At 65.2% G+C, this 22,999-nt stretch carries 19 protein-coding genes; 7 read left to right on the plus strand and 12 right to left on the minus strand.

From position 1 onward, the window contains the following. Nucleotides 1–161 precede the first annotated feature (161 nt). From P9A17_RS19995 to P9A17_RS20010, 4 genes are all read left to right on the plus strand, one after another. Nucleotides 162–1,643, plus strand: coding sequence for an NAD(P)/FAD-dependent oxidoreductase (locus P9A17_RS19995; RefSeq protein WP_278040437.1), 1,482 nt, complete (start codon nt 162–164; stop codon nt 1,641–1,643). Between the two features lie 60 nt (nt 1,644–1,703). Further along, nucleotides 1,704–2,369: a cutinase family protein gene (locus P9A17_RS20000; protein WP_278040438.1), complete on the plus strand. Its 666-nt coding sequence runs from the start codon at nt 1,704–1,706 to the stop codon at nt 2,367–2,369. Nucleotides 2,370–2,583: 214 nt separating this feature from the next. Then, nucleotides 2,584–3,798, plus strand: coding sequence for a PE-PPE domain-containing protein (locus tag P9A17_RS20005; protein ID WP_278040439.1), 1,215 nt, complete (start codon nt 2,584–2,586; stop codon nt 3,796–3,798). A gap of 21 nt (nt 3,799–3,819) precedes the next feature. Then, the gene (locus tag P9A17_RS20010; RefSeq protein ID WP_278040440.1) at nt 3,820–4,647 is read left to right on the plus strand and encodes a class I SAM-dependent methyltransferase; all 828 of its coding nucleotides are present in this window, start codon (nt 3,820–3,822) and stop codon (nt 4,645–4,647) included. Here the strand turns inward: P9A17_RS20010 and P9A17_RS20015 are convergent. From P9A17_RS20015 to P9A17_RS20030, 4 genes are all read right to left on the minus strand, one after another. After that, nucleotides 4,644–6,011, minus strand: a complete 1,368-nt coding sequence (locus P9A17_RS20015) for a cytochrome P450 (protein WP_278040441.1) — start codon at nt 6,009–6,011, stop codon at nt 4,644–4,646. The two genes, P9A17_RS20010 and P9A17_RS20015, sit on opposite strands and share 4 nt — an antisense overlap. Before the next feature lie 24 nt (nt 6,012–6,035). Beyond that, nucleotides 6,036–7,520 carry an NAD(P)/FAD-dependent oxidoreductase gene (locus P9A17_RS20020; protein WP_278040442.1) on the minus strand — a complete coding sequence of 495 codons (1,485 nt, stop codon included), beginning with the start codon at nt 7,518–7,520 and terminating at the stop codon, nt 6,036–6,038. A gap of 22 nt (nt 7,521–7,542) precedes the next feature. Further along, nucleotides 7,543–9,951, minus strand: a complete 2,409-nt coding sequence (locus P9A17_RS20025; protein ID WP_278040443.1) for a PE-PPE domain-containing protein — start codon at nt 9,949–9,951, stop codon at nt 7,543–7,545. 507 nt (nt 9,952–10,458) lie between these two features. Next, a complete protein-coding gene (locus tag P9A17_RS20030) occupies nt 10,459–11,235 on the minus strand; it encodes an alpha/beta fold hydrolase (protein ID WP_278040444.1) in 777 nt (258 codons plus the stop codon). A gap of 173 nt (nt 11,236–11,408) precedes the next feature. On the opposite strand from P9A17_RS20030, the gene P9A17_RS20035 reads away from it, so the two are divergent. Next, on the plus strand, nt 11,409–12,557 hold the full coding sequence (locus tag P9A17_RS20035; RefSeq protein ID WP_278040596.1) for an LLM class flavin-dependent oxidoreductase: 1,149 nt from the start codon (nt 11,409–11,411) through the stop codon (nt 12,555–12,557). A 400-nt stretch (nt 12,558–12,957) separates the two neighbouring features. Next, the gene (locus tag P9A17_RS20040) at nt 12,958–14,205 is read left to right on the plus strand and encodes a hypothetical protein (protein WP_278040445.1); all 1,248 of its coding nucleotides are present in this window, start codon (nt 12,958–12,960) and stop codon (nt 14,203–14,205) included. Nucleotides 14,206–14,275: 70 nt separating this feature from the next. Here P9A17_RS20040 and P9A17_RS20045 read toward each other — a convergent pair whose 3' ends face one another. The 4 genes from P9A17_RS20045 to P9A17_RS20060 form a co-directional block, all read right to left on the minus strand. After that, complete coding sequence (locus P9A17_RS20045) at nt 14,276–15,898, minus strand: PecA family PE domain-processing aspartic protease (protein ID WP_278040446.1); 1,623 nt, start codon at nt 15,896–15,898, stop codon at nt 14,276–14,278. A gap of 299 nt (nt 15,899–16,197) precedes the next feature. Continuing rightward, nucleotides 16,198–16,917 (minus strand): nitroreductase family protein, encoded by a 720-nt coding sequence (locus P9A17_RS20050; RefSeq protein ID WP_278040447.1) that lies wholly within the window; start codon nt 16,915–16,917, stop codon nt 16,198–16,200. After that, nucleotides 16,910–17,416 (minus strand): DUF2505 domain-containing protein, encoded by a 507-nt coding sequence (locus P9A17_RS20055; RefSeq protein ID WP_278040448.1) that lies wholly within the window; start codon nt 17,414–17,416, stop codon nt 16,910–16,912. The genes P9A17_RS20050 and P9A17_RS20055 overlap by 8 nt, the downstream gene beginning before the upstream one ends. Before the next feature lies 1 nt (nt 17,417). Further along, nucleotides 17,418–18,083, minus strand: a complete 666-nt coding sequence (locus tag P9A17_RS20060; RefSeq protein WP_278040449.1) for a flavodoxin family protein — start codon at nt 18,081–18,083, stop codon at nt 17,418–17,420. Between the two features lie 56 nt (nt 18,084–18,139). Here P9A17_RS20060 and P9A17_RS20065 point away from each other — a divergent pair, with 56 nt between their 5' ends. Further along, nucleotides 18,140–18,970 carry a class I SAM-dependent methyltransferase gene (locus P9A17_RS20065; RefSeq protein ID WP_278040450.1) on the plus strand — a complete coding sequence of 277 codons (831 nt, stop codon included), beginning with the start codon at nt 18,140–18,142 and terminating at the stop codon, nt 18,968–18,970. Here the strand turns inward: P9A17_RS20065 and P9A17_RS20070 are convergent. From P9A17_RS20070 to P9A17_RS20085, 4 genes are read right to left on the minus strand one after another with little or no spacing between them, the layout of a single operon-like run. Then, nucleotides 18,963–20,216 (minus strand): phthiocerol/phthiodiolone dimycocerosyl transferase, encoded by a 1,254-nt coding sequence (locus P9A17_RS20070; protein ID WP_278040451.1) that lies wholly within the window; start codon nt 20,214–20,216, stop codon nt 18,963–18,965. The genes P9A17_RS20065 and P9A17_RS20070 overlap by 8 nt on opposite strands. A 47-nt stretch (nt 20,217–20,263) precedes the next feature. Continuing rightward, the gene (locus P9A17_RS20075; RefSeq protein ID WP_278040452.1) at nt 20,264–21,109 is read right to left on the minus strand and encodes an ABC transporter permease; all 846 of its coding nucleotides are present in this window, start codon (nt 21,107–21,109) and stop codon (nt 20,264–20,266) included. Next, on the minus strand, nt 21,106–21,957 hold the full coding sequence (locus P9A17_RS20080; RefSeq protein ID WP_278040453.1) for an ABC transporter permease: 852 nt from the start codon (nt 21,955–21,957) through the stop codon (nt 21,106–21,108). The genes P9A17_RS20075 and P9A17_RS20080 overlap by 4 nt, the downstream gene beginning before the upstream one ends. Next, on the minus strand, nt 21,954–22,982 hold the full coding sequence (locus P9A17_RS20085; RefSeq protein WP_278040454.1) for an ATP-binding cassette domain-containing protein: 1,029 nt from the start codon (nt 22,980–22,982) through the stop codon (nt 21,954–21,956). The genes P9A17_RS20080 and P9A17_RS20085 overlap by 4 nt, the downstream gene beginning before the upstream one ends. Nucleotides 22,983–22,999: the final 17 nt, after the last annotated feature.

Consider the following 22,999-nt stretch of genomic DNA (forward strand, 5'->3'; position numbering starts at 1 on the left):
CCGAACTCGAGGCTGCCGACGTAGGACGCCCGCCCGAAGCCCCGGCATCCGGCCGGGGCTTCGTGGTGTCCGGACTGGGTTCGAGAATGAAAAATCATAGTGGGCGCGGCCACGTGTCCATAGGCTGATGATCGATTTGCTGTGGGGTACCGTATTTGATCATGGACGATCCGCAGTACGACGTGATTGTCGTCGGCGCTGGCTTCGGCGGTATGGGGGCCGCCATCCAGTTGAAGAAGATGGGCTACGACAACATCCTCATCCTCGACCGCGAGGATGACCTGGGCGGGACGTGGCACGTGAACCACTATCCGGGTCTGGCGGTGGACATTCCGTCGCCGACGTACTCGTACTGGTTCGAGCCGAACCCGTACTGGTCGCGTTATTACGCGCCGGGATCCGAGCTCAAGCGCTACGCCGAGCATGTCGCCGACAAGTACGACGTCCGCAGGCATATGCGGTTCAACACCCCTGTGGACGGTGCGCACTGGGACGACGACACGAAGCTCTGGCACGTTGCGCTGTCGGGCGGTGAGACGCTGTCGGCCAGATTCCTGATCACCGCCACCGGGTATCTGTCGCAGCCGCGCAAGCCCGACATCCCCGGAATCGAGGATTTCGCGGGTCGGATCGTGCACAGCATGGACTGGGACGACAGCTATTCCCCCGCCGGCGATCGCATCGGTCTGATCGGAACGGGTGCCACCGCTGTGCAGCTGATTCCCCAGCTCACCAAACACGCCGCCGAGCTGACCGTGTATCAGCGCACCCCCATCCACGTGGTGCCGAAGGTCGACTTCCCGATCCCGCCCATCATTCGGCAGCTTCTCGCCCGGGTTCCGTTGATCCAGCGCGCATTCCGGTGGAACAGCGACATCGGCCTCGAAGCGATGATGATTCTGTCGGTCTTGAACTTCAAGTACTTCCGCCAGCTCAACACCGTCGCCGACCTCACCTCGCGTGCCCTGCGCTTCGTCTCCATCCGGGACAAGGCGCTGCGGGCGAAGCTGACGCCTGAGTACGAATTCGGCTGCAAGCGGCCGACTTACTCGAATTCGTACTACCGGACGTTCACCAAACCCAACGTCCACCTGCAGTCCGCGGGCATCGAGCAGATCGAAGCCGACGGCATCGTGGCCTGCGACGGAACCAAGACGCAGATCGACACACTGGTTCTGTGCACCGGCTTCGATCTGTGGGAGGCCAACATACCGGCGATCGAGATCATCGGTCGCGACGCCCGAAATCTGGGTAAATGGTGGCGTGACAACGGGTTCCAGGCTTACCAGGGCGTCACGATCCCGGCGTTCCCCAACTTCCTGAGTCTCGCAGGGCCATACGCGTCGAGTGGCTTGTCGTTCTTCAACACCGTGGAGTACCAGATGCGCCACATGGATCGGCTCTTCGGTGAGGTGAAACGGCGCAACGCGACGACGTTCGAGGTCACCGAGGAAGCCAATGCCGCGTTCCGCGAGCGGATGTCGAAGCTTCTGGGCAAGACGGTGTTCGGGCTCGGGGACTGCGCCCGGTCGCGGTCGTACTATTTCAGCCCCAGCGGTGAGACGCTGGTTCGGCCGGCGTCGACGAATCAGACCAACCGCGAGAACGACAACTTCCCGCTCAGCGACTACTCGATCGCCTGAGAAGGCCAGCTCACAAGCACTTTCCGGAAAGTACTCACAGCTGTGTGACAGCATGGATTCATGCTGGTTAGGCGGATGTTGAGTGGGCTCGGCGCGGCGGCGCTCGCGGTGGCTGCGACAGTACCGACCGCGGTCGGAATTCCTTCGGCAGGGGCGCAGCCCTGCCCCGACGTCGAGGTCATCTTCGCGCGTGGAACCGGTGCGCCGCCCGGCCTCGGTTGGCTGGGTAACGCGTTCGTGGATTCACTGCGCGCGAAGATGGGTGGACGGTCCGTCGGCGCCTACGGTGTCAACTATCCGGCGAGCTTCGACTTCGATGCATCCGCCCCCGTGGGCGCCGCGGACGCGGCGGGACGGGTGCAGTGGATGGCCGACAACTGTCCCGACACCAAGCTGGTTCTCGGCGGGAATTCACAGGGAGCAGGCGTGATCGACCTCATCACCGCCGATGCTCGACCCTTCGGCAGGTTCCATCCGACTCCCCTGCCCCCGCATCTCTCCGACCGCGTGGCGGCGGTCGCCGTGTTCGGTAATCCGTTGCGCGACCTTCCCGGTGGCGGCGCACTCTCGCAGGTGAGTGGAATGTTCGGGCCCCGGACGATCGACCTGTGCGGTCTCGACGATCCGTTCTGCTCGTCAGGTCTGAACTTCCCCGCCCACTTCTCCTACATCAAGAACGGCATGGTCGACGAAGCGGCGAACTTCGTCGCCGGGCGACTTCAGTGACCGTTTGTGACTGACTCGCTAGCAAACCTATACATCTGATCGACATTTACGAAACTACGTTGCCCTGGATTTGGCCTATTTCCGAAAAATCGTCTGTGACGGATCGGAAACGGGCCGAAAATAGTGTTCGGGACGTCGCCAACGCACTGTAGGCTGACGTGGTCAGCAAACGGTGCTGGTACAGGTTGCTCGGGGTGCAGTGGCAAGGGGAGATATGTCGAAGGTGGCGCACAGGCGCAAGAGGAAGTCGAAAGCGATGGCGGTGGCCGCCGCGGCGATGGTGCCGCTGATGGCGATCCCGGTCGCGGGAACGACGAGTCCGGTCGCTTCGGCGGCATTCGAGTACTTCCCTCAGGAACCCACGCGGGTGCTCACGCTGAGTTTGTTGCCGGGTGGCAACGACGACGACCTGATGGGCGTGATGTGCCAGTCGCCGCGGACGTGTCAGAACGTCATCTACTCGCGCGCCAATTCGCCTGCGGCAGTGGCCACGCTGAACGCGGCACTGCGAGACGGGACGACGGGCAAGCAGATCGTCTTCGCCTACAGCCAGGGCGCCAGGGTGGCCGGCAGGTGGCTCATCGAGAACGAAGGGACGGAGGGCGCCCCGTCGGTCGAAGACATGAGCTTCGTCCTGATGGGTAACCCCAGTCGCAAATACGGTGGCTCGGACCGGGATTGGGAAGCCAACTTCCCGGAGACCGCGTACAAGGTGATCGACGTGTCGCAGGAGTACGACCTGGCGTCCGACTTCCCCGACGATCGAAACAACTGGCTGGCGATGATCAATGCGAACGCAGCATTCTTCTTCACCCACCAGGACTACGAAACCGTCGACATCTACGACGAAGCCAACTACGTCTGGGTCGAGGGCAACACCACGTACGTGTTCGTCCCCACCGAGAAGCTCCCGATGCTCACGCCGCTGCGCTGGTTCGGGCTGGGATTTGTGGCCGACGCCCTCAATGCGCCGTTGAAGGAGATCATCGACCGGGCCTACGATCGGTCCTACCTGCCTGCCACCCCCGGCCTCCCGTCCGCGGCGCAGCCGGAAACCCAAGCGCTGCAAGCAGACATCTCGTCAGCCACGATCACCGAGCCGGCGTCGGAGCCTGCCGCGCTCTCACGCGGTAAGCATGCCGCCGAGGACGACGATGTGCTCGTCGAGCCGGTCAGCGAAGAAACCGTCGCAGACGTCGAGGACTCGCCTGCCGATGAGGACGGCGACGGCGGATCCGCGGTCGCGGACGACGCCGAGGCCGATGAGGACGCAGCAGACGAGGCCGCCGAGACCGACACCGAGGCCGCAGCCGCCAAGGATGACGACTCCGCGGACGACGCTGATCGGCCGACTCGCAAGGGTGACACCGAGAAGCCGTCGGAGCGGGATTCGTCGAAGGACGACGGGGCGTCGGGCGACTCCGAGTAGTCGGTGTGCTTGGCTGGCGTCATGGATGTCAGCGGCCTTGCCCCCATCGAACAGACCGCACTTCTCACCGAGTACTGCCGCGCCCTCGACTCCCGTTCGGCGCGGCCGATTCTCGGTGACACAGGCGCCGATGCCACGATCTGCCGGATAGACCACGATTTCGCGAGCCTGGGCGCCACCCCCAGTGTGGTGGCGTTGGTCGCGTTGCGCGCCAAGATGCTCGATGAGCGGATTCGGGCGTTCGCCACCGCTCACCCCGCTGCCGTGGTGGTCGACCTCGGTGCCGGACTCAGCGGTGCCGTGTCACGGGTGGACCCGCCGGCCGCGGTGGACTGGTACAACGTCGACCTCCCCGCCGTGGTCGAGGTTCGCGAGGCCGTGGTGCGTGCACACCCGCGAGCCCGTTCCGTGGCGGCCAGCGTCCTCGAACCCGACTGGGCCGCAGGGATTTCTGCCGATCGCCCAGCGATGGTGTTCGCCGACGGCCTGTTCGCATTCCTCGGTGAGGAGGAGGTGATCGGCGTCATGCGGAGCATCACCCGCCATTTCACCTCGGGTGTCCTCGCCTTCAACGACTACGGGCCGGTCAGCAAGGTCAACCAGATCATCGGCAAGCTGGCGACCTCGCGCACGGCGAATTCGCCTCACAGCCAATGGAATTTCCCGGGATTCACAGACGCCCGAAAACCCGAAACCTGGAACCCCGATCTGCACCTGCTCGACGAATCCAGCGCGATGCACCGCCCCGAGGCCGCACTTTTCCCTGCCGGGCTGCGGTTCGCGAGCAAGCTGTCGCGCCGAGTCCCGTCGATTGCCAGGAAGGCGAGGATCCTGCAGTACCGGTTCTAGCCGGCGGTCTCGGCCACCGACACCGAATCGGTGCTCTGCGGTGCATCTTTACGACGTCTGCGGACCAGTGCGCGGCCGCCCCGGCCCGGTGTCACCGTGACACCGCGGCTGTGCGGCTTCTCGTCGGGCTCGCTTGTCGGTTCCAGCGTGAACTCGCGCAGCATGGTGCGCAGCGTGACGTCCATCTCCATGGTGGCGAACGACGCGCCGATGCACCGCATCATGCCGCCGCCGAACGGAATCCACGCGAACGGGTTCGGCGGGTTGCCGACGAAACGGTCCGGATTGAACACCTCGGCGTCGGGGAAGCTCTGCTCGGCTGCCATCGCCAGCTGGGTACTGGCCATGATCGTGTCGCCCTCGGGAATCACCCACTCCCCCAGCCGGATACGTGTCCTGGCGCGCCGCAGTGCTGCGGTCAGCACCGGCCGGGTGCGCTGGGACTCGGCGATGGTGGCGTTCATCAACTCCGAACCGCCCGCATCGACCTCGTCGGACAAGCGCTGCAACAGGTCCGGGTGCCGGCGGATGCGCTCGATCGTCCACGCCAACTGCGTCGACGTCGTCTCATGGCCGGCCACCAGCATCGTCAGCAGTTCGTCGATGATGTACGGGTCCGGAATCGGTTCGCCGTTGTCGTAGCGCGCCTGCAGCAGCAGTGACAGCACGTCGCCGCGCTCGGCGAAATTCGGGTCGGAGCGGGCGTCGGTGATCAGCGAGGTGCAGATCTCGTCCATCCGCTTGCGATACCGCGCGAACTTCCCGCCGGGGCTCCATGCGCCGACGTCGCGACGCACCACGGACGGCAACAGTGCGATCTTGGAACCGAATTCGACCGCCGCGGGAATCACGACCCGCAGTTCGTCCAGTTCCTCACCCTTGGCGCCGAACACGGCCCGCAGGATGGTGTTGAGCGTGATCCGCATCATCGGTTCGAGCGTCTCGAACTCGACGCCCTCCGGCCACGACGCCATCTCGCGCACCACCTCTTGTTCGGTGATGTCCTCGTATGCGCGCATGTTCTTGCCGTTGAACGGCGGCAGTAGCAGCCTGCGCCGCGCCAGCAGTTCGTCGCCCTCGAGATTGAAGATCGATCCGGGACCGAGGACGTCGCCGCCCAGATTGTTCTGGGGCCGGCCGACGAGCTCACGGCTGGTGCTGAACAAGTCCTTGACCAGGACCGGGTCGCTGATCACCACGGTCTCCCCGAACACGGGCAACTGCAGTGTGAACGTCGAGCCGTAGCGGCGGCCCAGCGCGGCGACCGAGCCATAGCGCATCGCCAGCACGGCGGCGCCCTGGATCAGTTTCGGAATCCGTGGGCCGGGTGGCAGCCGCACGGGATCGGTTGTGGCCGTTGCCATGTCGTCACCCCTTCCTGTGAGCGGTCAGACCATCTCGTAGTGGCTGAGCGGGAAGCTGTCCTGTTCCTTGACGGCCTGCCGGATCGACGTCGGGCGGAACAACGGCGCCTCGCCCGAACTGTTGAACCAGTAGGACCGCGAGTTCGCGCAGTTGCCGAGCATGAACACCGAATCGTCGAGCAGGGTCAGCATCTTATCGAGGAATTCGGCGTTGGCCTCTTCGGTGACCTCGAAGGTGCTGGCGCCGCGGCGCTGCAGCTCGCCGAACAACCGTTTCATGTGCCGCATCTGGTATTCGACGGTGTCGAACCACGACATTCCGACCCAGGCGTACGGGCTGGCCTGCGTCAGCAGGTTCGGGAACAACGGTACCGAAAGTCCTTCGTAGGCCTGGAATTTGTTCTCGCGCCACCACTTGCCCAGGTCCCGGCCATCCCGGCCGATCACCGGGATGGCAGGCAGATTGGACTCCCAGACGTCGAAACCCGTTGCAAGGACCAGGGTGTCGATGGTGCGCTTGGTGCCGTCCTTGGTGACGATGCCGTCGGGTTCGATACGTTCGATTCCGGTGGTCTCCAGGTGGACGTGCGGCTTGTTGAACGTCCGGTAGTAGACATTGGACAGCGTCGGCCGCTTACACCCGAAGTCGTAGGACGGCGTGAGCTTGCGGCGCAGCCCCTTGTCGCGGATCGCGAGAAAGCGGTGCAGTCGGCCGATCGCGGCCGCCGCCCGGTTCACCGGCCGGAACTGACGGAACTTCCACATCGCGATCGTCACCATGATGTCCATGAACATGTCGCTGGACAACCGCAGGAACCGTTGAGTCGCAGGGATTCTCGCGAACAGCCGCTGAGCCCTGGGGCCGAACGGGAAGTCCAGCTTCGGCATCACCCAGATGGGCGTGCGCTGGTACACCGTCAGCTCCGCGACATCTTCGGCCAGCTTCGGAATCAATTGCACCCCGGTGGAACCGGTGCCGATGATCGCGGCCCGCTTGCCCGCCAGCGAGTAGTCGTAATCCCACTCCTGGGCGTGCAGCACCGTGCCCGCGAAGTCGTCGATACCGGCGATGTCGGGCTTCTTGGGCTGGCAGAGGTAGCCCGTGGCGAGAATCAGAAACTGCGTCTGCAGAGTCTGGCCACCCACGAGGGAGACCAGCCAACGCTGGCTCTCCTCGTCCCACCGGGCGCCTTCGACGGTCGTCCCGAACCGCATGTAGCGACGCAGGTCGTACTTGTCGGCGACATGCTCGGCGTAGGTCTTGAGCTCAGCACCGGGCGCATACAACCTGGACCAGTACGGATTCGGCTCGAACCAGTACGAATACGTCGTCGAGGGGACGTCGACCGTCAACCCTGGATAGCGGTTGACGTGCCACGTACCTCCGAGATCGTCCTCGCGGTCGACAATGGCGATCTTCTGATAGCCCAGCCGATTGAGTTGGATCGCGGCACCCATGCCACCGAATCCCGCTCCGACAATGACGGCCTCAAACTGCTCCGTACTCACGGGGCGATACTACGGCCCTTCATCAGTCGTCGCCGCCGCCGCTGCCACCACTGCCGCCGCTGCCACTGCTGCCGCTGGCGCTTCCGCCGCCACTGCCGCTGCTTCCGGAGTCGCTGTCGGAGGTGTCCTTCTTCGAGTCCTTCTCGGACTCGGTGTCGGACTTCTCGGCAGCCTTCTCAGACTCGGCAGCCTTCTCGGCCTCGGCGGCCTTCTTGGCTTCCTTGGCTTCCTTGGCTTCGGCGGCCTTGCTGGCCTTGGTCGCAGCTGCTTCCTTGGCGTCTGCCTTGTCCTCGTCGGCGGGTGCCTCGTCCTTGGCAGGCGCCTCGGTCTCGGGGGCCTCGTCGGCCGGGGCCTCGGGAGCCTCCTCGGCGGGGGTCTCCTCTTCCTCGGGCGCCTTCTGGAACTTGTCGAGCAGATCCTGCACCGCGGTCGAGATGACGTCCGTCTTCTCTTCCCCGGCGGGCTCCTCGGTGACCTCTTCCGTGGTCTCCTCGGTGGAGGCCTTTGCAGAGTCTTCCGTGGTGTCGGCCTCGGTGGTCTCCTCAGGAGCCAGCTTGGCGAGCAGAGCGTTCAGCCCCGACTCGGGCTTGTCGACCAGGCCGCCCTTGGACTCCTCGTCGATGGCCTGCTGGGTTTCCTCTGCCGTCTGGCCGTTGAGACCCTCCAGGCCGGCCTTCTTGTTCCATGCCGCGATCTCGGCGTCGGTCAGACCGTCGACGGGATCGCCGATGTACTTACCGGTCTCGGGGTCGTACTGATCCTTGACCGACGGCGGGATGTAGGCGCCCGGGTAGACGTCCAGGCCGACCTTCCAGTCCTCCGGCATGAACGGATCGACCTTGTTGCACGTCGGGCACAGGACCTTGGCGAGCGGGCGGGCCAGGTACGCGAACGGCGTCATCGCCGGATTCCACACGTAGCTCTTCGGCACGAATGGATTGAAGGTGGTCGTCAGACCGTCGGCAAGGTTCCTGAACGCTTCGATCTGCGCCTGCAGCGTCGCCGTCTTGATGCCCTCCGGGGTGGACATCAGGTGGTCGAAGAAGCCCTTGGTCTCGCCGAACGGCTCCGGATTCACCGTTTCGCCGTACCATTCGACCTCGTCGCCGGTGATGCCCAGCTCTTGTCCCCAGAATCCCTCGACGGAGCTGACAGGGTTGTACTGAGGCGTGATGGGGCTGGTGAAGGTGAAGCCGCCCGGGGCGAAGAAGTCCCAGAGGTTGACCTTGAACATCTGATCGGTGATGCCCGACGGGTTGTTGCACGGCGGGAAGCCGGTGCAGCCTGCGTTCATCGGCAGGTTGGCGCGCGCCCACCAGTCGGCGGTCATGCCCATCGGGGTCGAGATCGACGGGATCGCGACGAGGAAGTCGACGAACGCGCGCGTCATCTCGGGGTTGGCCGGGTCCCAGCCGAGAACGTTGGTGGGCGTGTAGACCCACCAGCTGCCGCTGGCACGCATCGCGTTGGCGAAACGGTTGGTGCCGGCGATGGCGTAGTAAGGAATGTTGGCGATCGTCTCCGCCAAGTTGATCGGGATGTACGACCAGCTCTTCTCGGGCGCGTCGATCGTCGTGCCGGTGATGCGGTCGTCGCGGTCGTACGCCTGCTCGATCAGGTACTGCAGGCCAGGGGTAAGGCCGTCGGCCAGCTGGTCGAGACCGATCCAGCGCAGGGGCTCGACGATCGGAAGGGTCTTGGACGGGACGAAGACGTACTCGATGCCGTCTTCTTCCCAGCTGCTGTTGGCGGGGTCGTCGATGTCGACGTCCGAGTAGCCCTTGCCGAGGTGGTTGGTGAAGAAGCCCATCGTGGCGTTGAGAACGGCCAGCGAGTTCAGCGTGTCGGTGGGCATGTCGACGGTCGGGTCGTACTGCTGCGCGACGTCGATGACCTTGATGCCACTGTTCTCGGGCCAACCCTGACCCCACACGGTGCCCGAGCCCCCGTACTTACGGGTCGGGTTGCCGATGACGACGAACGTCAGGTTGTTGGGCGCCGGGTACGCCTCGGGATCCTCAAGATGCTTCTCCAGCCACTGCGATGCAACGACAGCACCCTCGCTGAAGCCGAAGATGGTGGTCTCTTCACCGAGGTTGCCGGACAGCGCCTTCCGGAGCTCCTCGACGCCGTTGCCGAAATATCCGGCGTTGAGCGGGTCGGTCCAGATGGGGAGGTACTCGACCTCGTAGCAGGGGGTGCCGTTACCGCCGCAGACCGTGCCGTTCAACTGCTCGGCCATGTTCAGCGCGTCTGGCGTCGGGTTGAGCGTCACCACACGCGCGGAGAGGGTGACCTCCTGCGTGACCTGCTTGGTGGTGGTGGCAGCACCGAAAGCGGGCGCCGGCGGAGCGATGGGCGAGAGCGCGATCACGCTCGTCCCGACAATGGCAAGGCCCGTCGTTACGTACGGGCGAAGCGCTGAGTGCATGTCCCAACCTTCCAAGTCGTTGCATTGTGATGACGATCTGATCACGGCAAAGGTGTGCGGAGATTATCACAGAATCACATGCCGCAAGGAATTGCTGGACGAAATCACAATCTTGCCCGCAACCCCTGAGAGAAAACCGTATCGGATGCTACCGCGGGAAGATTTCACGCCCGCAGCCGCGTCCCCCACTCGCTGGCAACGTCATCGCCCAACGCCGGCCTGGAGCGCGTAAGCAACAGCGTGAATGCGCGATACCCTGTATCTCAGCAGTGTCAAATGCTCGAATTGTCTAACCCAGCTAATTTGTAGCAACGCAAAGTTGATAGCCGGTTACGGAACCGTAGCCACTCCGGGCACGGCTCGGTCGGCGGGATAGCTCTGCCGCCTTCCAGCAACATCGCTCGGCAACTGGAATGTGTTACAGAACGTTTTGCTGGCCGCGTTAATTAGCCAGAAGAGGTTTAGCCTTCCGCGGTCACAGGCGTCGCACAGGTCACAGATTCGTTATCAGAAGCCGCGCTCGCCCAGCCAGGAGTCAATGTGTTCTGCGACCGCCTGCCAGCCCGGCTCGATCATCATGTTGTGCCCCATACCGGGGAAGAATTGCGGTTCGGTGCGGTACGCCCGCGCGGTGGCACGCACCTCCGCCGGTGTGACGGCCAGCCCGTCCTCCCGAGCTCCGAGAACCAGCATCGGCGCCCGCACGCGCTGAGGCCGCGGGAGTGCCAACAAGCCGTCGCGACCCGACCGCGCACTCTCCTCCTGGAGGCGGGACGCACACGCGTCGACGACCGCCTGCGGGGTGTGCGGAGAGAAAAACCGCTCCCTGGCCAGCTCCGGCGAGCTGACGTAGCGCAGCGACTTTCCGGTGGCGGACAACTTCACGAAGTCCCACGGATGCCGCCGGATCCAGCGCAGGCCGGAGGCCAGATAGCCCCGCGGTGGCGCCGACGCCATCAGAACGCCGGCGGGGATGTCGCGGGATTCCAGGAACTTCTGCACCACGAATCCACCCATGGAATGGCCGATCACGACCGGTGGGGTGGGCAACGTCGCCGCCACCGACGCGACGTCGTCGACGTAATCGTGGATCGACAGCGCCCGCAGCGGTTTGTCGGAGGGACTGCCGCCGTGGCCCCGGAAACTCAGGGCGAGCGCGCGATAACCCTTCTCCGCGAAGAAGTTCAGAAAATGTTCATCCCAGCACCAGGCGGCATGCCAGGCGCCGTGGACGAACAACAGTGGCACCGGATGCTCGGAGCCGCCGGCACCCTTGTCGATCACCTCGAGCGGTGCCGTTGACGGGCTGGGCAGGGCGACAACCTTTGCGATCGAGGGCGGGGGACGTTCTCCACGGGAGACGAGTACCGAAAACGTACCACCGGCCGTCGGCGCGGGCGCCGTGGCGATCCCGGGTAGTACGGTCGCTAATCATGACGTCCCGACCGCGGTCCGCTGTGGCCCCGTTCCGTTTCGGACTGCTCGACGGCATCGTGAACACCCGGATCTCCCCCACGCTGTTGCCCTCGGCCAGCATGCTGACGGCCTCGGCCACCGGCGCGGATTCGTTCTGGGTGGGCGATCACATCAACTCGCTGGTGCCCCGCTCGGTGGCCACCCCCGAGCATCTCGGCCTGGCGGCGAAGCTGGTTCCCAAGGTCGACGCGATCCTGGAGCCCTGGACGATGCTCGGCCACCTGGCGGCCCGCAACCGCCTGCGGCGGCTGCGATTCGGCGTCGGCGTGACCGACGCCAGCCGACGGCATCCGGCTGTCACCGCCCAGGCCGCCGCGACGCTGCACCTGCTCACCCGCGGACGCGCGATCCTCGGGATCGGTGTCGGCGAACGGGAAGGCAATGAGCCGTACGGCGTGGAGTGGACCAAGCCGGTCGCCCGTTTCGTCGAGGCGCTCGCCACGATCCGCGCGCTGTGGGAATCCGGCGGCGAGCCGATCACCCGCGAGTCCGATTACTTCCCGCTGCGGCACGCGGTCTTCGATCTGCCGCCCTACAAGGGGCGGTGGCCCGAGATCTGGGTCGCCGCACACGGTCCGCGCATGCTGCGCGCGACGGGCCGCTATGCCGACGGCTGGGTGCCGTTCGTCATCTCCCGTCCCGCCGACTACTCCGCGGCGCTGGAGGCGGTCCGCACCGCCGCCTCCGACAACGGCCGCGATCCGATGTCGATCACACCCGCCGTAAACCGCACCGTCGTCGCCGGCCGCACCCGCGACGACGTCGACGAGGCACTGAATTCGGTGATCGTGAAGGCGGTTGCCCTGGCCGCGCCGGCGCAGGCCTGGGCCAGGCACGGGGTCGAACATCCACTCGGGTCTGACTTCTCGGGTGTGCAGGACCTGGTTCCGCAGACGATCGACCGCGAGGCGGCGCTGGAGTACACGGCCCGCGTGCCCGCCTCGCTGATGAAGGAGATCTGCTTCCATGGGACTGCCGACGAGATCCTCGATCAGGTGGCCGAGTGGCGCGACCACGGATTGAGGTACCTGCTCGTCATCAACGGCAGCCAGCTCAACCCCAAGCTGCGCAAGGGGATGTCGGCGACTCTGCCCTATACCTCGGTACTGCGGGGTCTGAAGAAACTCTGATATCGGTCGGACATGTTTGCCGGTTGAAGTTTTCGGCCGGCGCGTCGACGCGAATTGGTCCGTCGGGCCACGATGTGGACGTATCGGCCGCGGGAAAGGTGCCGTACCGACGTGATCCGAAGACGATGCGGCGCATCACCGAGCATCTCCTCCGGGAAAGCCCGTGAACACCGCTTTTTCGCGTTGACGTCAATATCCGGATTGCCTGGCGAACGGCGGAACGGCGTGGCCGCCGCACCCGGCGCCGTGCCCCGCGTCGTGGGTGAACGGCCGACCGCGGCGCCCGGAATGGCCGGCGCCACGATTCGCGATTGTTTGCCGAAGAGTGCGGCTGATCACCGGGGCCCGGGGTATGGTCTTGCGATCAGTTGATGTAACTGTCGGGGAGAAGTTGGAAGTCATGCGAATAGCCGTCAAACCGGTCATCACGACCAGCGTGGCTCTGGTGGGGGCCAGTGTCATCGCCATCACTCCGATCGAGGCGCCTGCGCCGACCGTGCCCGTCGTCCAGTCCGACGTCAGCCTGTCCGCATCGTCTGTGGCCTACGTGCCGATCAACATGGTCCAGCAGGTCCTCAGCTCACCCGCCAACATGGCCGCAGCGATGGACCGGCTGGCCGCCGCCCTGGTGATCAGCGGCAGCTGGAACGAGAACCACGCCAACAACCAATGGGGTTGGGACGAGGCCAATCCGGCCATGTTGAAAGAGCTGATCAACATGGCCATCCCGTTTCCGGCGTTCTCCGAGCCGTGGGGCAGACACCTGAACTGGTGGGCCACGGCGAACCTGCCGATGTACGAGGGATGCAACTTCGACTGCCCGGATCTGCCGGGGATGCTCGACCGGATGTTCAAGGTCCCGATGAGCGAGTTCTACGACGAGGACGGCTACACCTTCCCCGTCGTCAAGACTCCCTTCAACGGCGAGGAGACGCCGTGGTCGGAGCAGACCGTCAAACTCGATCCGGCCGAACCTCTTCGCTCCGTGTGGGATTCGCTGACCGCCGAGCCCACCGGCATCAAGACCACGACGCTGTGGGAGTTCGTCACCGCGGCGGCCAACCTCGGTGCGGCACTGCAGATCACCGGCCACATGCCGGACTGGATCGCGGTACGTGAGATCGAGACGTTCTTCAAACACTTCCTGCGGCCCCCCGTCGAGGAGGATCCTGAAACACCCTCCGGTGCAACAGAATTGTCGTTCGTGTCGCCGGCGCTGCTCTCCCCCGCCGCGACCGATGCCGAAGTGGTCGACGTGGCCGCCGACGACGTGCCGGACGAGACCACCGAGAAAAAGGTCACCGAGACGACTTCCGACGAGCAGGGTGACAAGCCGGACGCCCCGACGATCGTCGACACCGCGACGAATTTCCTGAAAGGCAAGTTCGCGCTGGCCGAGCCGGAAGGCGACACCGAAGACGCCGAAGAAGCAGCGGATGTGAAAGGCGCTGCAGCCGAAGATGATTCGGACGAAAGCGATGCGTCCACCGACGACGAGGCGTCCAGCAGCAGGGTCAAGCACCGCAAGTCCGGCGACAGCGATTCCGGATCGGGCTCGGATGCCTCTAGTGCGAGCGACTCCGACTCCGGGGGATCCGGTGGCTCCGCCGGTTCGGGCGGCTCCGGTGGAGGCGATTCCGACAGCTGAGGCGCCCCGCGAAATACGCCCAACAGAACGCGCCGCCACGAAAGTGGCGGCGCGTTGTGGTGCGACGGGTTCACTTGTAGTTGAAGACGAGCCTTCCGCCGTTGGTGAACTCGGTGTAGATCGGTGTCACCGCGAACGGTGTGAAGCCGAAGATCGCGTCGGTCGCCTCGGGATCGATGCTCGGGGTGTCCTTGCCCGAGGTGCGGTACGAGAAGAGCTCCACCCCGTCCGGGGTCGACACCGTGATCAGGGTGCCGTTGGGCAGGCTTGTCGCGCCGTTGACCAGTGAGGCTGGGATGGAACCCTCGATGCCTCCGGTGTCGACCCATGTGTCGAGGAGCTGCTCGTCGTAGTCACCGATCTTCACCCTCAGCTGGTTGATCGGGGCGCCGTCGAGTGTGACGCGGGCGGCATAGGGATTCGGCCCCAGGATGGCGCGGTTGCGCTTCGGATCCATCAGGACGCCCTGGCCGAGAAGCCCGGGAAGGAACGCGAGCGGATTGGACCTGCCGGCGGCACTCGGTCTACCGGAGTTGGGGCCGATGCCGAGGATGCCCTGGTAGTCACTGTTGGTCTGCGACAGCGCATACCAGGTGTTCAAGGTGACGACCTTGACAGGTGACGGTGCGCTCGTGACGTCGTCATTGACCGTGACCGGGATGTTGTAGACGTCGTAGAAATACGGAACGGCGCAGTCGGCGAAGCAGGCCCAATCGCGGCCGATGATCGGGCCGAGCTGCTCCAGTCCGATCACCTGCGGGTTGATGACCAGCCCGTACGACCCGGTGTCGAGGAGGACGTTGACGACCTCACCGCCGTTGATGGACATCTGGATGATCGGGTTGATCCTGGGAATGCCGTTCGTGTTCTCCATGTAGACGTCCAGGATCTGGTAGACGAGGCCGTTGTCGGACGCTTGATCGACGAGCGTTGCCAAGGCGGCCATCTGCTCCCGTGGGCCGAAGAGCCCGACCACGGGAAGGAACTTCTCGGCCGCTTCGAGCTGGTCCTGCGCTCGGATCGTGCGCTGGATGCTTGCTTCGATCCGCTGCCCGGCGATCCAATGGGCGAAGGTGTTCTCCGCGGTGGCGGCGTATTGCGCCTGCAGTGTGGCGTGGTTCTCCTGCCAGCGCTCCAGCGACGTCTGGGCACCCCCCAACCACATCTGCGGGAGGATCGAGGCCAGGCCGGCGAGAAAATTGCCGCTGTCCCAGGTTGCTGCCTTCAGGCCGTCCCGCGCCTCGGAGATCTGCTCGACCGCCAGATCGACGGTGTTCGTGTCGTCGTCGGCTGCGGCGGCGACCACCTCGTCGGCGTCCGCATCGTCGGCGTCGTCCGCGACGTCGAGCGTGACAAGAGCTTCGGCTTTGCCGGTGCGGGCGCTGGCAGGCACCGAGGCCGGGCTGGTCTCCGCGCTGTCGGCGGCATCGCCGTCCTCTGCATCGGCCTCGTTCGCCTTCTCGGCGGCTTCTGTGTCGGTCTCTCCGGCGTCGTTCTCTCCGCCGCCGTCGTTCTCTCCGCCGTCGTCGTCAGACTCCCTGGCGGCGCGCGTCGACTTGGTGGTCGATCGCGACTCGCCGGAGGATGCCGACGAGGACGAGGAGGAGGAATCATCGCTGCTGCTCGCTGCGTCGGCACTGCTGCTGGCGCTGCTGTCATCCGGTGCTGCCTGTGCCGTGGTGGCCGTCCACATGCACACGCCTGTGGCGATTGCGGGTGTCGCAAGGGCCGTCGCTGCCCAGCTACTGATTTTCACAAGCGTCATTAAACCAGGAGCACCGCATCACGCGATGCCTTTTCGTTGACGTAGCAACAACTGTGTTCAAAGCCCCTGACACAGGCGGCAGGCTCCGCGGGAGGGCGCCAAAGCCGGGTGGCGGCCAGTGAAGGGAACGTGAAGTCGCAGAGTATCATCAGCAAATATCCGAATAACGAACAGGCGTGGTTGTCGGATTTGCTGTATCCAGGCGGAGGCCTGCCCGGACATCACACCTAGTCGGTGCCCATCCACGGGCGGTTGCCGTACGTGTTGAGGTGCATGACCTCGGCGACCGGCCGTCGGGTCGTCGGGCCGTAGCGCCCGCGCGGCCAACCCAGCGGCACTACGCAACACGGCGTCACCGACACGGGGAGCCCGAGTGTCTTGCGGGTAGAGGTGACGCTCCACAGCGGCAGTGTGATCAGCGAGGCGCCCAGGCCCATCGCGCGCGCGGCCAGCAGCAGATTCTGCACGCTCGGATAGATCGAGCCGAAGAATCCGGACAGCGCCGCATGCGGCATCGGGACGAACGGGATACGACCGTCCTTGGCGCCCAGCTTCAGACATGCCACGACGAGGACAGGAACCTCGGTGAAGTGGTCGACCTGCCACTGCACCGCGCGGGCCGTCTTCGCCATCGACGGATCCTTCTTCGATACCCGGCGAATCACGGCCTGGTAATACAGATTCCACGCCTGCCGGTAACGCTTGGCGAGCTTCTTCTTCGTCTCGTAGTCCTTGATGACGATGAACTCCCAGTTCTGCCCGTTGGCGCCGGTCGGCGCATGCAGGGCCACCTCGAGACACTTCATCAGGATCTCGTCGTCGATCGGATCGGGGTACACCCGTCGCACGGCACGCTGGGTCATCATCACGTCGATCAGCGACATGTCCAGCCGCGCAAGAGCTTCCGGCGTCGACGGGGTGGTCGTCGAAAAGTTGGGCTCAGCCATTCTGCGCGATCCAATCCGAGGTGAAGCGGGTCAGTTGTGGGAGTTCGGCGACGATCTGGTCGCAGATGGCCTTCTCGAACCTGCCGCCGACAAGGGGAATCTTGACTTCGACGGTGCCGGTGAACGTCAGCCGTGATCCTTCCCCCTGTGGGGTCAGCGTGAGGTGCCCCTCCCCTGACCCCGGGACACCCGACGCGGAGATCGTGACGACGCCACGCACGTCGTCGGCGACGCCACGCTTCCAGGTCTCGGCCCGCACGATCGACAGATTGCCGCGGAAGACCTTCGTCAGCGGTCCCGGAAGCAGATCATTGCGGAGATCCTGCGTCGTCGCGACGTCGACCGCACCGTCTGCGTCGACGTCGAGCCTGTCCAAAGTGGTTGCACCGCCGCCGAATTCGGCAATACGGTCGTTCCAGTACCCAGCGTCACCGAACGCCGCCAGAATCGCATCCACGCCGGCGGGCGAGTCGGTCTGCACCTCAAAAGGACTCGGCACCCTACTGCCCGCCGAATAACCGGTCCGCCAGCCTGCCCGCAAAGGTGCGTGCCTGATCCACCTGTCCGGCACTGATATTCGTCGGCGGGATCTTCACGCCGAGATAGCGGTCCTTGTACTCGCCCGACCCGAGGTAACTCGTCAGCGACAGCATCGACGGCAGTTGCCCACCCGGGTACTCGAAATGGATGCTGTCGACGAACCGGCCACCCTTCTTGTCCGCCAACTCGCGGACCGCTTCCAGGTTCTCGCGCCAATAACGGCGGCACACCGTGAAGACCGCGTACGGGGTGCCCTCCAGCAGAGGCGCTGCTTCTGCCGACTCCAGAAAGGAACGCAGCGGCATGCTCACGGTCTTCCACCAGGTGGGCGACCCGAACACGATCAGATCGTAGGGTCCCGTGCGCACCGCGTCGGGCGTGCGGATCTCACCGGTCTCACCCTTGCCCTGGGCCTTGAACACGCTGAACATGTCGGGCCACACACTGCGCATCGGGAACCGGGTGAACGGCTCCGAGTACTGCGGATCGACGAACTCGATCGGCGCCAGCGTCACCTCGGCGCCCTTGCTGCGCAGCACGTCAGCCGCGGCGTCGAGAACCTTCTGGGTTTGACCGGTGTACGAGTAATAGACGAACAGCACCCTGGTGTTGCCTGGCGCACTCATGGTTGGCTCCCTCTCGCTTTTTGTCGCCCGGAGGCGTTTCCGCATAGCCTCTGTGCATGACCGACAAGGTTTCCATCGATCTGACCGGGCCGGCCCAGACGATGCTGACGACCCTCTACCTGAAAGCTCTCGACGCGGACTTCGAGCGTCCCGTGCTCGGCGACCGCTTCGCCAAAGAGGCTATCGACCGCATCGACTACGACTGGGCCGACCTCGGGGTCAACGGCAAATGGGCGCCCATCGTCACCGTGCGCACCGCCCAGTACGACATCTGGGCCAAGCAGTTCATCGCCGCTCACGGCGAGTGCACCGTCGTCCATCTCGGCTGCGGACTCGACAGCCGCGTGTTCCGGGTCGACCCCGGCCCCGACGTGCAGTGGTACGACGTCGACTTCCCCGGCGTCATCGAGCTGCGCGAGCAGGTCTACCCGTCGCGACCCAACTACCACCTGCTGCCCACCCCGGCCACCGAACTGTCCTGGCTGGACCAGATTCCCGCCGACAAACCCGTGCTGTTCCTCGCCGAGGGCATCAGCATGTACCTCACCGAAGATGACGGCATCGCACTGCTGCGCCGCGTCGTCGAACGCTTCCCGTCCGGCGAGCTGCAGATCGACTTCTACAACTGGGTCGGCATCCGGTCGCAGAAGACGCAAACCCTGGTGCGCAAGACAGGATCGAAGCTGTACTGGGCCGTCAACAGCCCCGACGACATCCTGTCCAACGTTCCCGGCACCCGATTGCTGGCGTGCGTGACGATTTTCAGCGCAAGTACCGCGACCCGGGCGTCGAAGCTTTTCAAGGCGCTGGCTCGCGCCATTCGTGTTGTGCCGCCGGTGCGTAACGCGCTGCAGTATCACCGCTACGGGTTCGGCCCAGTCAGCTGACACTGGCGGCCTGGCGGGCTGCAATGCCGCGCAGCAGCGTCTCGATCACCTGCACCGACTTCTCCGGCTGCGGTCCGTGCGAGTGGTATTCGATCATCAGGCGGCCCGCGAAGATCTTGCTGGTGTAGATCTCGATGCCCGCGCCGACGGCGAAGTACAGCTCGCCGTGGCTGGCTGCCAGTTCCATTTCCGGTGGCATCCGCATCGGCGGGACGATGCCGTTGTCGGTGAACATCACCACATCGGGCAAGCCGGGCGGATTGCCGACATACTGCGGGCTGAAATGCAGGAAGCTCTGCTGGATGACGCCCTCGGCGATGTCCTTCTTGAAGGTGTCGTTGATGTCCCGCGCGAGGTCGACAACGTCTGTGGCGGGGGTGATTTCGGCGAGATAGGTGGCGATACCGACGGGATTGGTGCATTCGGTCGCCTTCACCGGCGGTGACAGCAGGTAGCGCAGGTCGACCGGGTAGACGTAGGGCACCGGAATGTTCGGCGTCTCGCGCAACTGCCACTCGGCCATCAGGATCGCCGCTGACAACAGGCTGTTCAGGCCGAGCTTGTTGGCGCGGCAGAACGCGATGATGTTGTCGGTCTCCTGTTCGGAGAGCTTGCAGAATTCCATCGGAACACGTTGCGGCAGCACCGGATTGGATTCCGACGGGGCGCGGCGCGACGGCGGCACGTCGTAGGCGAACATCGCCGCGAGCAGCCGCTCCAGGCCCGAGCGGAGCTTCTTCTCCACGCCGCGGTCGGCCAGCACCGACTCCAGCGACGTCGGTACCGACTCCACCGGAGTCTGGCGGGCAGTGCCCGACGTGACGAGATCGGTGTACGTCGAGAACAGTTCCTCGACGAGGCTGAACTGGTGATGGCCGTCGGCGAGGCTGTGGTGGATGTAGAGCGTCAGGTGCGTCTCATCGGGCCGTCGGGTCAACCGGATGTGGGTCAGCGCGGCGGTCTGGTCGAACAGCAGCAGCGGCGGCTCGGCGTCCGCGTCGAGATCCACGACCTCCAGTCCCTCGTGCATCAGGTCGTCCAGGACGATCTCCCACTTCCCGTCGGGCAGCTGCTCGAGGTGGCCGTTGAGGACGGGATGGGCCTGCAGCAGCGCATCGAACGCCTCGGACAGCGCGTCGACGTCGACGGTGCCGCGGACGTGGGCGGCGAGGCCGACGAAGTTCTGTGTCTCGGCGAACATCTCCTCGCTGCGTGCCAGCTTCCGGATGCCCGATGACGGAAACATGAGTCCCTAACTCCCGGTTGTTCGATGTGCGCGTGATTGTCGGTGGGTCAGCCGCGCTTGCTGGCCCTGCGGTACCCGATCGCCAGCGGCATAGCGCACACGGCCGCGATCCCTGCCGCCCACAACACCGAGAAGAGCACCGGCTGGGCGATCGGACCTTCCAACGACAGGCCCTTCATCGCCTCGATCGTAGTGCTGATCGGCTGGTGCTCGACGAACGGCTGCAGCCACTCCGGGTATTGGTCCAGCGGTACGAACCCGATCGAGAAGAACATCAGGATGGCGATGACGATCTCGGTCGCCTGCGGGGCGATCGTGCTCGACGAGAACAACGCCAGCGTGAGCACAGCCGCCGACAACGCCACGCCGAACAGCGCGGGCATGAACACCCACACGACGGCCGCCAGGATGCCCTGCTCGAATCGGAAACCGAGAGCCAAGCCCACGCACATGACCACGAGCGTGATGACGACGATGCGGCAGAAGTCCGCGGTCAGCCGTGCCAGCAGCCCCGCCGCGCGGTGCACCGGCACCACCCAGAACCGGGACAGCAGACCGACTTCGCGTTCCCTCATGATGCCGACCGCACCGATGATCGAACCGGTCATGCCGCCGACCAGCGCCACCAGCGGCACCTGCCCGTACAGCCCGCTGTGCCCGGTGACCTGTTCGATGACCTCGCCCAGCACGATGTCGAGAGCCACCAGGAACACCGCGGGCATGACCATCGACTGCACCAGCGTCGCCGGGTCGCGGCTCCACCGCCGCAGAATCCGCGCGGTCAGCACCAGCACCTGCGGCAGCAGACGCTTGGGTGAGTTCTCCCAGATGCGCTCGCGGCGATGCCTGCCGCCCGGGCGGTACGGTGCCGTCGCCGATGGCTGAAGCGTCATGAGCGCCGCCTCTTGCCGCTCACCCACGTGTGCAGCGCCAGTGCCACCACGATGCAGCCGATCGCCCACATGATGCCGGGACCGACCACCGCCAGCGTCGCCTCCGGGGCCGCGCCGGTGCTGTCGCCGGCCAGCGCCTGCAGGCCGTACACCCACTGCGACAGCGGCTGATTGCGGACGAACCCTTGGATCCAGTCGGGGAAACGCTCGACCGGCTGCAGACCGACCGACGCCAACCCGAGGGTCAGCTGCGGAATCAGCATCATCGGGGCGGTGGCCTCCGGGTTCTGGGTGGCGATACCGATCAGGTCGCCGATGATGGCCAGGGCGGCGCCGATCAGCAGCACCAGGCCGATGAAGCCGACGGCGTGCACCACGCCGTTGTCGAAGCGGAAACCGATCACGTAGCCGCAGCCCACCGACACCACCAGCGCGATGCAGCAGCGGTACATGCTCGCCGTCATCCGCGATGCGAGCGGTGTCAGCGACGGGATCGGCATGGCGCGGAAACGCCGGTTGATGCCCTGCACCGAGTCCGTCGCCGACCGGAACGCCGCCGAGATCGCCGCGAACCAGATGGCCTGCAGGATGATCAGCGGCGTCAGGTACTGCGCATAGCTGCTCAGCGGCTGGACGGCGCCCATCATCTGCTTCAGCGGCAGGTAGTAGCCGACCGTGAACACGATCGAGCCGACGATCTGGGTGGCGAGTTCCCCGTTGCGCAGCGTCGGGGTGATCATCCGGATCGTCAGCACCCACCACTGCTGGATCGCCGACACGGGCGGCCGGACGGCGTGCGGAATCGCCACCGAGCGTTCGGGAGCCGCTACCGTCGACTGTCTCGTCACGCGTATGCGTCCGCTGCGGCAAATTTCTCGGTGTCGTCCTTGATGCTCTTCGGGTGGTCCCCGGTCAGCGCCAGGAACACCTCGTCGAGCGACGGACGCCGCAGCGCGATGTCGGTCAGATCGATGTTGGCCTCGCTGAGCAGCTGCAGTGCCCGCATCAACGTGCCCGGCCCGTCCGGTGCGGGCATCGAGATCCGGTCCGACGTATCGGTCAGCGCGGCGCGGTGCGCGTCGGGCAGCAGCGAACCGAGGGCGCGGGCAACCTCCGGGATGTCGGTGAGCTGGCGGGGCACGATCTCGCAGTAGGTGCCGCCGGTGCGCTCCTTGAGCTGATCGGCGGTTCCCTCGGCGATGACGGTGCCCTTGTCGATCACGATGATGCGGTCGCTGAGCAGATCCGCCTCCTCGAGATACTGCGTCGTCAGCAGCGTGGCGATCCCAGCTTCCTTGAAGTCCGTGACCAACTCCCAGATGGCCTGGCGGCTACGCGGATCCAGGCCCGTGGTCGGCTCGTCGAGGAACACCACCTCGGGGCGCACCACGAGCCCGCACGCGATGTCGATACGGCGCTTCATGCCGCCGGAGTAGTTGCCGACGGCCCGGTCGCCCGCGGCCACGAGGTCGAACTGCTCGAGCAACTCCTGGGCGCGCTGTTTGGCGATCTTCTTCTTCAGCCCCTGCAGGCGGCCGAACATCAGCAGGTTCTCGCGGCCCGTCAGCAGGTCGTCCAGCGCCGCGTGCTGGCCGGTCAGCATCAGCGCACGCCGCACCCCCGCCGGATCGCTGACCACGTCGTGGCCGGCGATCAGCGCGCGGCCGCTGTCCGGTTTGATCAACGTCGACAGGATGTTGACCGTCGTCGTCTTACCCGCACCGTTGGGTCCGAGCAGTCCGAGGACCTCGCCGCGCTCCACCTCGAAGCTCACGTCGCGCAGTGCGGCAACCGAGCCGAACGACTTCTTGATGCCCGCGACGACCACTGCTTTGTCGCGACCCTTTTCCATTGCCGTGCTTGAGCCGGTCATGCGCTCTACCTCTACCC

The sequence above is a fragment of the Mycobacterium sp. 236(2023) genome (genome assembly GCF_029623955.1).
GTDB lineage: Bacteria > Actinomycetota > Actinomycetes > Mycobacteriales > Mycobacteriaceae > Mycobacterium.